Annotated in this window: 14 protein-coding genes and 1 pseudogene; 10 read left to right on the plus strand and 5 right to left on the minus strand. The window is 50.8% G+C overall.

Annotated features, from left to right (window positions below; translation table 11 throughout):
• The 3 genes and pseudogenes from MHN01_RS05300 to luxS form a co-directional block, all read left to right on the plus strand.
• A pseudogene (locus MHN01_RS05300) lies at positions 1-599 on the plus strand (glutamate--cysteine ligase); the annotation flags it as partial.
• 147 nt (positions 600-746) lie between these two features.
• Complete coding sequence (locus MHN01_RS05305; RefSeq protein ID WP_239410364.1) at positions 747-1,358, plus strand: hypothetical protein; 612 nt, start codon at positions 747-749, stop codon at positions 1,356-1,358.
• A 72-nt stretch (positions 1,359-1,430) separates the two neighbouring features.
• Positions 1,431-1,949, plus strand: a complete 519-nt coding sequence (luxS, locus tag MHN01_RS05310) for an S-ribosylhomocysteine lyase (RefSeq protein ID WP_239410365.1) — start codon at positions 1,431-1,433, stop codon at positions 1,947-1,949.
• A gap of 88 nt (positions 1,950-2,037) precedes the next feature.
• Here luxS and MHN01_RS05315 read toward each other — a convergent pair whose 3' ends face one another.
• Both MHN01_RS05315 and MHN01_RS05320 read right to left on the minus strand, forming a co-directional pair.
• Positions 2,038-3,315: an HlyC/CorC family transporter gene (locus MHN01_RS05315; RefSeq protein WP_239410366.1), complete on the minus strand. Its 1,278-nt coding sequence runs from the start codon at positions 3,313-3,315 to the stop codon at positions 2,038-2,040.
• A 90-nt stretch (positions 3,316-3,405) separates the two neighbouring features.
• Complete coding sequence (locus MHN01_RS05320) at positions 3,406-4,203, minus strand: inner membrane protein YpjD (RefSeq protein WP_239410367.1); 798 nt, start codon at positions 4,201-4,203, stop codon at positions 3,406-3,408.
• A gap of 212 nt (positions 4,204-4,415) precedes the next feature.
• Here MHN01_RS05320 and ffh point away from each other — a divergent pair, with 212 nt between their 5' ends.
• The 5 genes from ffh to rplS all read left to right on the plus strand — a co-directional run bounded on the left by ffh (position 4,416) and on the right by rplS (position 7,912).
• On the plus strand, positions 4,416-5,783 hold the full coding sequence (gene ffh, locus MHN01_RS05325; protein ID WP_239410368.1) for a signal recognition particle protein: 1,368 nt from the start codon (positions 4,416-4,418) through the stop codon (positions 5,781-5,783).
• A 164-nt stretch (positions 5,784-5,947) separates the two neighbouring features.
• Positions 5,948-6,196, plus strand: a complete 249-nt coding sequence (rpsP, locus tag MHN01_RS05330) for a 30S ribosomal protein S16 (protein ID WP_075763068.1) — start codon at positions 5,948-5,950, stop codon at positions 6,194-6,196.
• Complete coding sequence (gene rimM, locus MHN01_RS05335; protein WP_239410375.1) at positions 6,196-6,756, plus strand: ribosome maturation factor RimM; 561 nt, start codon at positions 6,196-6,198, stop codon at positions 6,754-6,756. The genes rpsP and rimM overlap by 1 nt, the downstream gene beginning before the upstream one ends.
• A gap of 21 nt (positions 6,757-6,777) precedes the next feature.
• On the plus strand, positions 6,778-7,524 hold the full coding sequence (gene trmD, locus MHN01_RS05340; protein ID WP_239410369.1) for a tRNA (guanosine(37)-N1)-methyltransferase TrmD: 747 nt from the start codon (positions 6,778-6,780) through the stop codon (positions 7,522-7,524).
• Between the two features lie 34 nt (positions 7,525-7,558).
• Positions 7,559-7,912, plus strand: coding sequence for a 50S ribosomal protein L19 (gene rplS / locus MHN01_RS05345; RefSeq protein WP_075763066.1), 354 nt, complete (start codon positions 7,559-7,561; stop codon positions 7,910-7,912).
• A 409-nt stretch (positions 7,913-8,321) separates the two neighbouring features.
• Here the strand turns inward: rplS and MHN01_RS05350 are convergent, their stop codons facing one another.
• From MHN01_RS05350 to MHN01_RS05360, 3 genes are all read right to left on the minus strand, one after another.
• Positions 8,322-9,806, minus strand: a complete 1,485-nt coding sequence (locus MHN01_RS05350) for a carbon starvation protein A (protein ID WP_239410370.1) — start codon at positions 9,804-9,806, stop codon at positions 8,322-8,324.
• Between the two features lie 474 nt (positions 9,807-10,280).
• Positions 10,281-10,994 (minus strand): two-component system response regulator BtsR, encoded by a 714-nt coding sequence (gene btsR / locus MHN01_RS05355; protein ID WP_239410371.1) that lies wholly within the window; start codon positions 10,992-10,994, stop codon positions 10,281-10,283.
• Positions 10,991-12,706 carry a sensor histidine kinase gene (locus tag MHN01_RS05360; protein ID WP_239410372.1) on the minus strand — a complete coding sequence of 572 codons (1,716 nt, stop codon included), beginning with the start codon at positions 12,704-12,706 and terminating at the stop codon, positions 10,991-10,993. Before MHN01_RS05360 ends, btsR begins: the two co-directional genes overlap by 4 nt.
• Positions 12,707-12,930: 224 nt before the next feature.
• Here MHN01_RS05360 and MHN01_RS05365 point away from each other — a divergent pair, with 224 nt between their 5' ends.
• Together MHN01_RS05365 and tyrA are read left to right on the plus strand one after the other, a co-directional pair.
• Positions 12,931-13,998 carry a 3-deoxy-7-phosphoheptulonate synthase gene (locus MHN01_RS05365; protein WP_239410373.1) on the plus strand — a complete coding sequence of 356 codons (1,068 nt, stop codon included), beginning with the start codon at positions 12,931-12,933 and terminating at the stop codon, positions 13,996-13,998.
• 151 nt (positions 13,999-14,149) lie between these two features.
• On the plus strand, positions 14,150-14,630 hold a 481-nt coding region (tyrA, locus tag MHN01_RS05370), incomplete at its 3' end, for a chorismate mutase (protein WP_239410374.1).

Genomic DNA, 14,630 nt, shown 5'->3' on the forward strand with positions numbered 1-14,630 from the left:
AGTACATTGAAGTGCGCTCGCTGGATGTGAACCCGTTCAGCCCGATTGGAATAACAGCAGACCAGGTACGCTTCCTGGACTTGTTCCTGACCTGGGCTGTGTTGTCGCCGTCGGATCAGATGGATGATGCCGAACTGGAATGCTGGCGCGATAACTGGAACCGTGTGGTGCTTGATGGCCGTAACCCTGAGTTGCTGCTCAAGATTGGCTGTAACGGCGAACGCCTGACTGTTCAGGAGTGGGGCCAGCGTGTGTTTGCCGAGCTTGAGCAGGTCGCCCAGGCGATGGACGCCGCTGCCGGAAATGACAGCTACCAGCAGACTATCCTGCGACTGAAAACCTGGATTGACGATCCCGAGCTGACGTTGTCTGCCCAGTTGCTGAATCAAATCAAACAACAGAAAGGCATTGGCCGGGTTGGAATGGATTTGGCTAATGCCCATGCTAGTGCAATAAAAGAGCGTGACTTTGCGTTCTATTCGCAGCATGAGTTTGAGCAGGAAGTTGAAGCATCGAATAGTAGGCAGACAGAGATAGAACAAAGTGACACTTTGTCATTTGATGATTTTCTGGATGATTACTTTGCCGACCTGAAATAGGGGTTAGGTCGGTCTAAATTTGAGATAAAAAAATGGGCAGCTACCTTGCTGCCCGGTAATATAATTTCGCAGGGATGATGACAGCACGGCTGTCAGTCATAGGTTCTGACCGTTAATCTGTCGTTTGGTTCCAACTTGGATGAAAAAATGCGCTTTGTTTCCCGTTTGATACTGTGTTCAGGCCTGGCCGTCACGCTGGCTGGCTGCGCGACGCCCCCTCCCAAAGATCAGTCTAACCTGTGCAATATTTTCCGCGAAAAGCCGGATTGGTATGAAGCGGGGCTTGATATGCAGGAGGAGTGGGGAACACCGATGCATGTCGCGATGGCGTTTATCAAGCAGGAAAGTAGTTTCCGTCATGATGCCCGCCCACCGAAGGATTATGTCCTGGGGTTTATTCCCTGGGGCCGGGTCAGCAGCGCCTATGGTTACGCTCAGGCTCAGGATCCTGCCTGGGAGGACTACCAGAAGGCAACGGGCAATGGCGGCTCGCGTACCGACTTTGCTGACTCGATGATGTTTGTTGGCTGGTATACCTATGAAACCCAGCGGCAGCTGGGAATATCCAAGTGGGATGCCTACAATCAGTACCTGGCCTACCATGACGGACGCGGTGGCTATAGCCGCGGCACCTATCGCTCCAAGCCGACCCTGATAAAAATATCGCGCAAGGTTGAGCAGCAGGCGAAGGATTATGGCTGGCAACTCAAGCAGTGCCGGCAGGAATTGGAAGATAACCGTAGCTGGTGGCCGTTTTAGCCGGCGCTGATTGTGTCAGCGGCTGAGCTATGATTAATCTAGTGAGAAGACTTGGCAAAGGAGAAGGATGTAATGCCATTATTAGATAGTTTTACTGTTGACCACACTCGCATGCATGCACCGGCAGTGCGTGTAGCCAAAACGATGCAGACTCCGAAAGGGGACACCATCACTGTTTTTGATTTGCGCTTCTGTCGCCCCAATGCAGATATCCTGAGCGAGCGTGGTATCCATACCCTTGAGCACTTGTACGCGGGCTTTATGCGTAACCACCTTAATTCCGACACTGTCGAGATCATCGATATTTCACCGATGGGTTGTCGTACTGGTTTTTATATGAGCTTGATTGGTACCCCCAGCGAGCAGGAAGTGGCGGCGAGCTGGACGGCAGCCATGGAAGATGTGCTGAAGGTGGAGTCTCAGGATAAGATCCCTGAGCTGAACGAGTACCAGTGCGGTACCTACAGCATGCACTCACTGGATGATGCCAAGCAGATTGCCAAATCTATTCTTGAGCAGGGCATTGATGTCAATAAGAATGATGATCTGGCGCTGCCGGAAGCCATGCTCAACGAGCTGAGTGTGAAGTAACAGCATACAGCCTGTGCGCATTGAAAAGAATAAAGCCGGCGAATGCCGGCTTTGTTGTCTCTAAACGTTATTGTTGGCTAGAGTCGCTCTAGCCTGTTTTCTGGAGCGGAGTCGGCAGGACTTTGACCAGTTTGATCATATTCTCGGAGACCTCGATGATTTCCATTTGGTGGCCGCCGACTTTGATACTGAGCTGACTGTCCGGGATATCCTCCAGGTGCTCCAGGATCAGGCCGTTGAGGGTACGCGGCCCATCGGTTGGCAGGTTCCAGTTCAGGCTCTTGTTGAGATCCCGGATATTGGCACTGCCTTCTATCATCAGGCTGCCATCTGCCTGTGGGGTGATCTCTTCTGCCAGGGTCGGGGTGATCGAGGTGGTAAATTCGCCGACTATCTCCTCAAGAATATCTTCGAGGGTGATCAGTCCCTGAATGTCGCCGTATTCATCGACAATGAGGCCAATACGCTCTTTGTTGCGCTGGAATTTCAGCAACTGAATATTGAGCGGGGTGCCCTCCGGAATAAAGTACACTTCGTCGGCGGCACGCAGCAGGTTCGCTTTGCTGAAGTCGTTTTTATCCATCATTAGCCGGTACGCCTCGCGTACTCGTAGCATCCCGACGACTTCGTCAATAGTGTCGCGATATAGCACGATCCGGCCATGTGCTGAATGGCTCAGCTGGCGGACAATCGACTTCCAGTCATCGTTGATGTTGATGGCGGCGATATCGCTGCGCGGCACCATCAGATCTTCGACCGTGACGTTTTCCAGGTCTAAGATAGACAGCAGCATATCCTGGTGACGGCGGGGGATAAGCCCGCCGGCTTCGTTCACCACGGTCCGCAGTTCATCTGAACTGAGTTTAGAGTCGTTCATGTTGTCGACCCTGAGCCCCAGCAGCATCAGGAAACCATTGGTTATGCCGTTGACGAACCAGACCAGCGGGTACAGCAGCTTCATCAAAATATTCAGTACGATGCTGCTGGTGTAGGAGACGCGCTCCGGATAGAGGGCGGCAAGGGTCTTCGGGGTGACCTCGGCAAAGACCAGCACGACCAGGGTCAGGGCACCGGTCGCAATGGCGACACCTAAATCGCCGTACAGGCGCATGCCGAGAATGGTCGCAATCGCCGACGCGAGAATGTTGACGAGGTTGTTGCCGATCAGAATAAGACCGATCAGGCGGTCGGGTCGCGAAAGCAGTTTTTCAACCCGCTTGGCTCCCCTGTGTCCCTGGTTGGCAAGATGTCTCAGCTTATAGCGGTTGAGTGCCATCATGCCGGTTTCAGAACCGGAGAAGTATCCGGAAATGACGAGTAGTAATATCAGGAGGGAGAATAAGACTCCCGTGGATATGTCGTCCAAAAAACTATTTCCTTAACGTTTCTGTTACAAGTACTTTGTACCCTGACTGGGTAGGTGTCAATGTTAGCATGGCAATAAAAGGGGCATTTCTTATGCCCCAATGATGATCTCTTTGACGAAGCGGCTGCCGAAATAAGCCAGCGTGAGCAGGAAGGCGCCTACCAGGCTAAACCATACTACCCGGCGTCCTCGCCATCCGAGTTGATAGTGTCCCCATAGCAAGACGCTGTATACCACCCAGGCCAGCAATGACAGGACGGCTTTATGGAGTTTCCCCTGCGCCAGCATATCCTGAATAAAGACAAATCCGGTGATCAGAGTGACGGTCAGTAGTGAGTTTCCGACCAGAATGATCTTGAAAAGTTGTCTCTCGACCATCATTAAAGGGGGGATATTAGGGTTAATAAGCAGGCTTTTCTTATTTTTCAGTTTGTGATCCAGCCAGGCCAGCTGAATAGCATACAGGGTGGCAATCATCAGTGTTGAATACGAAAACAGAGCCAGCGAAATATGCAGCAGCACCTGTGGGTGTGCTTCCAGATGGGTGATAAAGGTGCCCGGAAGCAGGGTAGCCGCGGAGAGGTTAATCGCCGCGAAGCTGTAGACTACAGGCAGCAGAAACCAAACCCGTATCCGCAGCATTGCCAGCGTGGTCAGCAGTGAAATAATCAGACTGATTAAAGATGCTACATTCAAAATACTTAAATTCTGGCCCGGACCGCCATGAATTAAGTCTTTTAATAGCAGGATATGCAGGGCAATAGCTGCCAGCGCACACAGGAACACTGGTTTGGTTTTAATACCATTACTGTTTGTAAGTCCTGGCACGACTAGCCCGAGGGCTAGGAAATATAAGCAAGCAGCCATTAAGGCTATCAACATATCCATAGTAAACTTAGCTATTTAAGATGGTTAGAATCAGCAATTATACCTTGCTCAATGTCTCGCCGCCAATGTAATGCCTACCTGAATCTGTGGGACATGACGCAGTTCGATAGAGAACTGGGCCTAAAGTGGCCGCGATAGCATGAAAGCAGGCAAGGTAATGCGGTATACTAGCCAGATCTCTCAGATTTTGTTGCGTAACGAGCGAGTAGCACATGTTCGAAAATTTATCGGAGCGTTTATCGCGAACGCTTAAGAATGTCAGCGGCCGCGGCCGCCTGACGGACGACAACATCAAAGATACGCTGCGTGAAGTACGTATGGCGTTACTCGAAGCCGATGTTGCGCTTCCTGTTGTCCGTGACTTTGTCAAGCGTGTCAAAGAGCGCGCTGTCGGTACCGAGGTATCGAAAAGCCTGACGCCGGGCCAGGAGTTCATCAAGATAGTTCAGGCCGAACTTGAAGTGGTGATGGGCGAGTCCAACGAAGACCTCGACCTGTCATGCCAGCCGCCAGCAGTCATCTTGATGGCAGGCCTGCAGGGTGCAGGTAAAACCACCAGTGTCGGTAAACTGGGTAAATTATTAAAAGAGCGCCAGAAGAAGAAGGTTCTGGTTGTTTCTGCCGATGTCTATCGCCCGGCGGCGATCAAACAGCTGGAAACCCTGGCTAGCGACATTGGCATTGATTTCTTCCCGTCATCACCGGATCAGAAGCCGGTCGATATTGCCAAGGCCGCACTGGATCACGGTAAGCTGAAGTTCTACGACGTGGTGATTGTCGATACCGCCGGTCGTCTGCATGTCGATGAAGAAATGATGGGCGAGATCAAAGACGTCCATCAAACCATTAATCCGGTCGAAACCCTGTTTGTGGTTGACGCCATGACCGGTCAGGATGCGGCCAACACGGCCAAGGCATTTGACGAGGCCTTGCCACTGACCGGTGTGATCCTGACTAAGGTCGACGGTGATGCCCGTGGCGGTGCGGCGTTGTCGGTACGTCATATTACCGGTAAGCCAATCAAGTTCCTGGGTGTGGGTGAAAAAACCGACGCACTGGAACCTTTCCACCCTGATCGTGTTGCCTCGCGTATTTTGGGTATGGGTGACGTTCTCTCTCTGATCGAAGATCTTGAGCGTAATGTCGATAAGGAAAAAGCCGAGAAGCTTGCGAAGAAATTCAAAGAGAAAAAAGGCTTTGACCTGGAAGACTTCCGCGGCCAGCTGCAGCAGATGAAAAACATGGGTGGCATGATGGGCATGATGGACAAGCTGCCGGGTATGTCCCAGCTGCCTGACAATGTTAAAGATCAGGTCGACGACAAGATGTTCGTCCAGATGGAAGCTATCATTAACTCAATGACGCCGAAAGAGCGTGAGCGTCCTGAAATCATCAAGGGTTCGCGCAAGAAGCGTATCGCCATGGGTTCAGGTACCCAGGTGCAGGATGTTAACCGTCTGCTTAAGCAGTTTACCCAGATGCAGAAGATGATGAAGAAGATGCAGAAGGGCGGAATGAAGAACATGATGCGCAATATGAAAGGCATGATGCCGGGTGGCGGCATGTTCCCAGGTCGATAGTTAACGACTATAAGGCCGGGTTATTTTTCCTTAACTGGTGAAAAAGTAGCTAAAGCGGTTGCATTCGTCAGTTTAAAGAGTAAAATTCCCGAGCTTAATTTGGCACGGGCCCCGTTTATTTCAAGCGGGGCCACTTTAATTTACAGTAATGCAAAGAGGACGATATGGTAACCATTCGTTTGGCACGTCACGGCGCTAAGAAGCGTCCATTTTATCAAATCGTTGTTGCTGATTCTCGCTGTGCACGCGACGGTCGTAACATCGAAAAAATTGGTTTCTTCAACCCGCTAGCTAAGGGTCAGGAAGAGCGTCTACGTCTAGACCTTGACCGTGTTAACCACTGGGTTGGTCTAGGCGCAACTGTGTCTGACCGCGCAGCTAAGCTAATCAAAGACGCTGCTAAAGCGGCTTAATTAGCATGTCTGGTAGCAAAGAAGCGATGAGTTCAAATAACCAAGACTACATTGTTGTCGGTAAACTAGGTGCCTCCTACGGTATCAAGGGTTGGCTCAAAGTTTTTTCCTACACAGAAGATTCCGAAAGCATTTTTTCCTATCAGCCTTGGCTTGTGAAAGTTAAGGGTGAATGGAAAGAGTTCCGCGTTGAATCGTGGAAACGTCATGGTCAGGGTATGGTGGCAAAGTTAGAAGGCCTGAACGTTCGTGAGGACGCTCAAATGTTTACTAACGCAGAAGTCGCTATACAGGCCGATAAACTACCGGCGCTGTCAGATGAAGAATTCTACTGGCGCGAATTGTTTGGTATGACTGTGGTAACAACCGAAGGTTACGACCTGGGTAAAGTCACAGACATCCTGGAAACAGGTTCAAACGATGTCCTGGTGGTTAAGGCTAACCTGAAAGATGCTTTTGGACAGAAGGAACGACTAATTCCGTTCCTCGATGAGCAGGTCATCAAGTCGATTGATCGCACTGCTCAGCGGATCGAAGTTGACTGGGATCCTGGATTTTAATCCCCGGTAATAGGTGAACAAATGAAGGTAGGCATAATTAGCCTGTTTCCTGACATGTTTAATGCCATTACCAATTTTGGGGTGACAGGCCAGGCGGTAAAAAAAGGCCTTTTGTCGGTAGAAACATGGAATCCCCGTGATTTTACCCATGACAAACACCGTACGGTTGATGATCGACCTTATGGTGGCGGACCTGGCATGCTGATGATGGTACAGCCTTTGCGCGATGCTATCCATGCTGCCAAGCAGTCTGTTGAAGGCCAGGCTAAAGTCATCTACCTTTCGCCTCAGGGCCGTAAGCTTGATCAAGCGGGTGTTGAGGAGTTGGCACAGAATGAGAATTTGATTCTGATCTGTGGCCGCTATGAAGGGGTGGATGAGCGCATTATCCAGCAAGAGGTAGACGAAGAATGGTCTATCGGGGATTTTGTGCTGACTGGGGGCGAGCTGCCTGCCATGACGCTAGTTGATGCAGTAGTCCGGTTTGTACCGGGTGTACTGGGTGACTTTGCGTCTGCAGAAGAAGATTCTTTTGCCAATGGCTTGCTAGATTGTCCGCATTATACGCGTCCTGAATTGTTGGACGGGCAGGAAGTCCCTAAGGTCTTGTTGTCTGGCAACCATAAGGACATTAGCCGCTGGCGGTTGAAACAATCGCTGGGCCGAACCTGGCTGAGAAGACCAGAGCTCCTGGAAAACCTAGCTCTGACTGACGATCAGGAATTCTTGCTCGCGGAATTTATACGCGAATATAAAGCAAGCAATTAATTAATTTAGTATCAGTTTATTCTAGGGTATACCAATGAGTAACATCATCAAGCAGCTCGAAGACGAGCAACTAAAACAAGACCTACCTACTTTTGCACCGGGCGACACTGTTGTTGTTCAGGTTAAAGTAAAAGAAGGTGACCGTGAGCGTCTACAGGCGTTCGAAGGCGTTGTTATCGCTAAGCGTAACCGTGGTCTACATTCTGCATTCACAGTTCGTAAAATCTCGAACGGTGAAGGTGTTGAGCGTGCATTCCAGACACACTCTCCACTAGTTGACAGCATTACTGTTAAGCGTCGTGGTCTAGTACGTCGTGCCAAACTGTACTACCTACGTGAGCGTTCTGGTAAAGCAGCACGTATCAAAGAGAAGCTTGCTCGCAAGTAATCTTAAACGTAAGACGTTTATTGAAAAAGCCCACCGTAAGGTGGGCTTTTTTTATATCGCTACCCCATAACCTCTGTAGCTTTACCAGAGTGAATATAATTGTCATAGCCCATTTGGGTTGCTCCAGCTATTGTTCTCGCTGTCTCGCTGTCTCGCTGTCTCGCTGTCTCGCTGTCTCGCTGTCTCGCTGTCTCGCTGTCTCGCTGTCTCGCTGTCTCGCTGTCCTTACAGGAGACCGAAATTGCTTCATTGTATGAAAAGCTGATGCTGGCTGGCATCGACTGAAAAAGGTGTTGCTGTGAAATATCAGGACGACAGTGATGTGGGGGGGAGCGGGGCCACTTGTACCAGATAAAAAGAAACCAGCCGGATGGCTGGTTTCGTAATAGCGGGGCCGAAGAGGAGGTTGTTAAGCTGTCTCGAGCTTGCCTTTTGCTTCTTCTTCGTCAGCCAGGTCAGTTTCACCTTTGCCTTTTGAACGCTTGATAACATAGCCTGCGATGCTGAGGGCACCAACTACACCGGCGATGGTTGATACGGTCATCGGCAGACCAAAGCCAAGCTGGCTATTGTTCAGGATGAAGGTAATACATACCGTGGTCATGAATACAGCCGGTACAGTGGTAACCCAGTGTAGCTTGTTGTGGCGAAGCAGGTAGGCCGAGGCAGTCCATAGCATCATTACTGCTGTGCTCTGGTTGGCAAAGCCGAAGTAGCGCCAGATAATACCGAAGTCAACTTGAGTCAGGATACCACCGATAACGAACAGCGGGATGGCCATTAGCAGACGGTTGCGCAGTGTCTTCTGTTCCATGTTGAAGTACTCAGCCAGGATAAGACGGCTAGAGCGGAAAGCGGTATCACCTGAAGTGATAGGCAGGATAACCACGCCCAGGAAGGCAACGATACCGCCGAAGACACCCAACAGACCAATTGAAGAGCTGTATACCACATTACCCGGACCGCCGTTGGTAACCGCTTCTTTCAGTGCGTCAACCGAACCGAAGAATGACAGAGCCAGAGCACACCAAATCAGGGCGATAACACCTTCACCAATCATCGCACCGTAGAATACAAAGCGACCGTTTTTCTCGTTTTCCATACAACGGGCCATTAGCGGCGACTGGGTTGCGTGGAAGCCGGAGATAGCACCACAGGCAATGGTGATGAACAGGGCTGGCCATAGCGGCAGGTTATTCGGGTTCATGTTGGTAAACATCTGGCTCATCTCGTAGTCACCCAGCAGCGAGTGCTCGCTCGAGAAGGCAATCGCCGTGATAAGGCCAACCGACATGAAGATCAGCAAGGCACCGAATAGTGGGTAGAAACGGCCGATGATCTTATCAACCGGTACAATGGTTGCAATGATGTAGTAGGCGAAGATGATAACCACCATCGTCGTCATCGACATGCCCATACCGGTTTGTTCGTTGACCAGGTTGGTGATCATCCCGGCAGGAGCCGATACGAAGACCACACCAACCAGCAGCAGCAGAATAATGGCAAAAATGTTCATAAAGTGTTTTGCACCATTACCCAGGTAGCGGCCTGTAATCGTCGGTACCGAGGCACCGCCGTTGCGCACAGACAACATACCGGAGAAGTAGTCGTGCACGGCACCGGCGAAGATACAGCCCAGAACAATCCACAGCATCGCCGCCGGGCCGTAAAGGGCACCCATGATCGGACCGAAGATCGGGCCGACACCGGCAATGTTCAGTAGCTGTACCAGATACACCTTCTTGTTTGACATCGGCACATAGTCAACGCCGTCTTGCTTGGTATAGGCAGGGGTTTGACGTTTTTCGTTAACGCCAAAAACTTTTTCGATAAACGCACCGTAGATAAAGTAGCCACCTACTAGCGCTGCTACGCACATCAGGAACCAGGTCATACTCTTGTCTCTCTTTTAAGATTGGACTTCCAGTTTCTAGCTTTGCGACTATCGCGCCATTACACCCTCGGCAAAACACTCGCAAAACTTCTTTTATTGATTGCCATGTTAAAGCGCCGGGAAACAGATGCACGCGATAAACCAGTGAGTGGTTCTATGGCGGGGTAAGCGGTCGATGAGTTGACTAAGTGGTTTTAGGCAGTAATCAGTGGTTCGATGAGATCTTTTGTATCTTTGCGAGGCATATCTGTCGTTGGCATAGAGGGTTCAGTGCAGGTTAAGTATTTTAACCTATTGTAAATCAAGAACTGTTATCGAAGGGGCGTATGATGCTGAAGAAGATAATTGTCGCTGCCACCTTGCTTGTGCTAATGGCGGGGTGTTCGGCAGTAGGGATTCGACTGTAGTATGGCGTTTGACGGTGTAACTGGTCACTGATCCTTGTTAGTTGACAAGGATCAGCGAGAGTCGGCCTTAGCTGAGACCGAATCGGTCCTTTAGCTCTTTGAGGTAGCGGCGGCTGACCGGTACCTGATGGCCGAGCTGGGTGGTAATTTCTGCCAGGCCATTTTCCAGTAACTTGATTTCGCGGATCGCTTGCGGATGGATCAGGTACTGGCGGTGGCAGCGGATTAGTGGCGTTTTTTCCTCCAGCACTTTGAGCGTTAGCTGGGTGGTAGCCTTGGTGTCTTTGGCCACGATATGGACCCCGGAGAGATCGCTATAGGCAATTTCAATATCAGCCGGAGCAATGAGCAGGATCCGATTGTGACCGGTGCACGGGATCAGTTCTAGCATCTCGTTGACCAGCGGTGAATAGTCCTGCTCCTGACATTCTTTTTTCAGCCGCTTGATGGTTTTCGCCAGGCGACATGTTTCGACCGGCTTGAGGAGATAATCAAAGGCATTGTCTTCAAACGCCTTGAGAGCATATTCATCATAGGCGGTGACAAAAACTACCTTGGGCATGGTATCGGGATCAAGCATGCTGAGCATCTCGATACCGGTGATCTGCGGCATCTGGATATCCAGGAAAATGACATCAGGTTTGAGGGTATTGATCTTCTTCAGTCCTTCGATGGCGTTATTGCAACTGTCGATGACCTCGACCTCACCGGTGTCATGCAGTAGGTCGATGAGCTCTTCTCGCGCATATAGTTCATCGTCAATAACGAGTGCCTTGATCATGTTGCCGTTTCTCCATTTGTTCCGTTTGCGAGGGGATGCTGCTGGACGTCGGCAGGGATAGTAATCGTTGCCCGGGTCCATTCGTGGGGCTGGTAGGACATTGTGAGCCCGTATTGCTTGCCGAACATGTTTTTCAGGCGCTTGTCCACAATCTTCATCCCTAGTCCGCTTTCTTCACCGATCGGTGCGTAGCTTCCCGCGTTATCCTCTACTTCTAGTACGATGCTTGCTTTGTCGTAGTATCCGTGAAGCGTTATTTTACCATCATCCAGTAGCGAAGAGGTGCCGTGTTTTATGGCATTTTCTACCAGTGGTTGCAGGGTAAAAGTCGGCAGCTTGATGTTCATGAGTTCCGGAGCGACACAGATATCTACCTGGAGCCGGTCAGAAAAGCGGGCCAGTTCAATCTCGAGGTAGGCATTGACATGCTGGAGCTCTTCTTCGAGAGTCACCGTTTCGATATTTTGCTTCAGGTTGCGACGGAAGAACTGGGATAAATGCTGGATCAGTTGGCGCGCCTTGTCCGGATCTCGGCGGACGACAGAGTTAATAGTATTGAGTGCATTAAATAGAAAGTGAGGGTTCACTTGTGCCTGCAGCAAACGCAGTTCGGCCTGGGTAAGCAGGGCCTGCTGCTGGGCATAGCGGCCAGTCAGGATCTGGTTTGATAGCAGTTTGGCAATCCCTTCACCGAGGGTGAGGTTGACGGTCGAAAACAGCTTTCTTTTCGGTTCGTAGAGCTTGATAGTCCCCAGTACCTCGTTGTTGCCGCCGACCAGCGGGATCACCAGTGCCGATCCGAGTTTGCACTTCTGGTGTAGCGAGCAGCAGTAGGGGATATCGTAACCGTCGGCATAGACCAGCTCACAGCCGTCGATCGCCCGGCGGGTATAGCCGGAAGAGATGGGCGTGCCCGGCAGGTGGTGATCGTCCCCGATCCCGATGAAGGCCAGAATCTTATCACGGTCGGTGATGGCGACAGCCCCGACCCCGGTTTCTTCATACACAATCTTGGCAATTTTCTTGGTGCTCTCCTCGTTAAAGCCCTGGCTCATGATCCCGACGGAACGCTGGGCGATCTTTAATGCCCGGCTGGAAAAGGCCGCAGAATATTTTTCGTAGATGGTTTTACGATCCTGAATGATGCTCATAAACAGGCCGGCACCGACGGAGTTGGCGATGACCATAGGCAAAGCGATGGCGCTGACCAGGTGAAGCGCTTTGTCGAACGGTTCGGCGACTACCAGGATAATGAACATCTGGATAATTTCGGCTACCAGTGTGATGGTAAATACAGTAAAGGGCCTAAAGATCTGGTCACTCTGCCCGCGGCGGACAAAGTAGCTGTGCATTAAACCACCTATCAAGCCTTCAACGGTGGTAGAGATCGCACAGGCGACATCGGTAAAGCCGCCCATACTGTAGCGATGCATGCCGCCGGTGAGGCCGACGGCGAAACCGACCACCGGTCCACCAAGCAACCCACCCATGACTGCACCGATTGCCCGGGTATTGGCTATAGCATCTTCTATGTGAAGTCCGAAGTAAGTGCCTAAAATACAAAAGAGGGTAAACAGAACGTAGCACGAGAATCGTTGCGACAGCCGTCCTGATACCGTGGTGATTGGCATAAATAACGGCGTTTTGCTGAGCAGGTATGCAATAACCAGATACACGCTGAGCTGCTGAAGAAGAGAAAATATAAGTTCCATTGCCATTAGGGAGTGCGAGTGGGCATTGCAATTATGGTAACTGGGTTTGATGCCAATGGCCAAAAACACTTAACTGTAAATTTTTCTTTACGAGTGGTGTTTTTTCTTTACACGGTGTTGCCAAGGGGCGAAATCCCTTGCTATTGTGACGCCATGTAGCAGGGCAATCCTGTTTTAACCTCATCAGAATAATTTGAATATTTTAAAATTACAGGGAAGCCAATATGCAAAAAGACCAGTTGAATAATGTCCATATTCAAGATGAATCTGTCCTGATCACGCCGAAAGAGCTGCGCAGCAAACTGTCTGTCAGTGATGCAGGGCTGGATTTCGTGCGTCAGTCTCGTCAGACAATTGCCGATATTATCCATAAGCGCGATCACCGCCTGCTGGTGGTGTGCGGACCGTGCTCGATCCACGATATCGAAGCGGCAAAAAGCTATGCCGTAAAGCTTAAGCAGTTGTCAGACGAGCTGAGTGATCAGCTGTATATTGTGATGAGGGTGTATTTTGAAAAACCACGTACTACCGTTGGCTGGAAGGGGTTGATCAATGACCCGCATCTAGACGGTTCGTTTGAAGTCGAGGAAGGTCTGCATATTGCCCGTCAGCTATTGATCGACCTGGTGGAAATGGGGATCCCGTTGGCCACCGAGGCCCTGGATCCAATCAGTCCTCAGTATCTGGGGGATTTGTTCAGCTGGGCGGCGATTGGTGCCCGGACTACCGAGTCACAAACTCACCGCGAGATGGCCAGTGGCCTGTCGATGCCGGTTGGGTTTAAAAACGGTACTGACGGCAGCCTGGGTACAGCAATCAATGCTATGCAGGCTGCCGCATCGGGTCACCGTTTTATGGGGATCAACCGCGAGGGACAGGTGGCCTTGCTTAATACTCAGGGCAACCCGGATGGGCATGTGATCCTACGTGGCGGCAAGCAGACCAACTATGATTCTGTTTCAGTGACGGAATGTGAAAACGAGATGGCAGCATCAGGCCTTTCTCCGTCCTTGATGATAGACTGTAGCCACGCCAACTCCAGAAAAGACTACCGTCGTCAGCCGCTGGTGGCCGAAGATGTGATCCACCAAATCCGCGAAGGCAACCAATCAATTATTGGCCTTATGTTGGAAAGCCATCTGAACGAGGGCAACCAGAGTGCAGACTTGTCGCGTGATGAAATGGCCTATGGTATTTCAATTACCGATGCCTGTATCAGCTGGGAGACAACGGAAACATTGCTTCGTCATACTCATCAAGAGTTGGTGCCGTTTTTGGCCGAGCGAAACTAATCGGTAGCGACGGGGTTGTTTAAGGGAGTGCTCAACCAGCAATTTAGGCAGATTAACCGGTACAGTTAGTTCTGTACCGGTTACTTGTCTCTGGATAGTTGTTGGGGAGCAGTGGCGGAACAAATACAGAATTTATACGGATCGCAAAATCATGGTTGCCGAATTAAGTAAATTACGAGATCAAATCGATGATGTTGATCAGCAGATGGTCGAGCTGCTTGCTCGCCGTCTGGCATTGGTCGAAGAAGTAGGTCATGTTAAAAGCCAGCATGGCCTGCCGATCTATGCGCCGGATCGTGAAGCAGCCATGCTGGCTTCACGCCGTCAGGAAGCAGAAAGCAAGGGTGTTCCACCTGACCTTATTGAAGATATTTTACGCCGTACCATGCGTGAGTCTTATGCCAGTGAAAATGATTCTGGCTTTAAGTGTCTGAAGCCGGATTTACGCCCGGTAGTGGTTGTCGGCGGCTATGGCCAGCTTGGTGGCCTGTTTTGCCGGCTGTTTGAGTTGTCGGGCTATGAAGTGCGTAAACTGGGCAGCCAGGACTGGGACCGTGCCGACGAGCTGCTGGCAGATGCCGGTATGGTGGTTGTTTCAGTGCCGATTAATCTTACCGAAGCGGTGATTGCCA

Origin of the sequence: Photobacterium sp. OFAV2-7 (genome assembly GCF_022347985.1) — a bacterium.
Lineage (GTDB): Bacteria > Pseudomonadota > Gammaproteobacteria > Enterobacterales > Vibrionaceae > Photobacterium.

Coding starts and splice junctions, on each gene's coding strand:
- MHN01_RS05320 (WP_239410367.1), bottom strand. CDS start 4,203: ATGGATATGTTGATAGCCTTAATGGCTGCTTGCTTATATTTCCTAGCC.
- MHN01_RS05360 (WP_239410372.1), bottom strand. CDS start 12,706: ATGGAACTTATATTTTCTCTTCTTCAGCAGCTCAGCGTGTATCTGGTT.
- MHN01_RS05365 (WP_239410373.1), top strand. CDS start 12,931: ATGCAAAAAGACCAGTTGAATAATGTCCATATTCAAGATGAATCTGTC.
- ffh (WP_239410368.1), top strand. CDS start 4,416: ATGTTCGAAAATTTATCGGAGCGTTTATCGCGAACGCTTAAGAATGTC.
- MHN01_RS05305 (WP_239410364.1), top strand. CDS start 747: ATGCGCTTTGTTTCCCGTTTGATACTGTGTTCAGGCCTGGCCGTCACG.
- btsR (WP_239410371.1), bottom strand. CDS start 10,994: ATGATCAAGGCACTCGTTATTGACGATGAACTATATGCGCGAGAAGAG.
- trmD (WP_239410369.1), top strand. CDS start 6,778: ATGAAGGTAGGCATAATTAGCCTGTTTCCTGACATGTTTAATGCCATT.
- luxS (WP_239410365.1), top strand. CDS start 1,431: ATGCCATTATTAGATAGTTTTACTGTTGACCACACTCGCATGCATGCA.
- rpsP (WP_075763068.1), top strand. CDS start 5,948: ATGGTAACCATTCGTTTGGCACGTCACGGCGCTAAGAAGCGTCCATTT.
- rplS (WP_075763066.1), top strand. CDS start 7,559: ATGAGTAACATCATCAAGCAGCTCGAAGACGAGCAACTAAAACAAGAC.
- MHN01_RS05350 (WP_239410370.1), bottom strand. CDS start 9,806: ATGACCTGGTTCCTGATGTGCGTAGCAGCGCTAGTAGGTGGCTACTTT.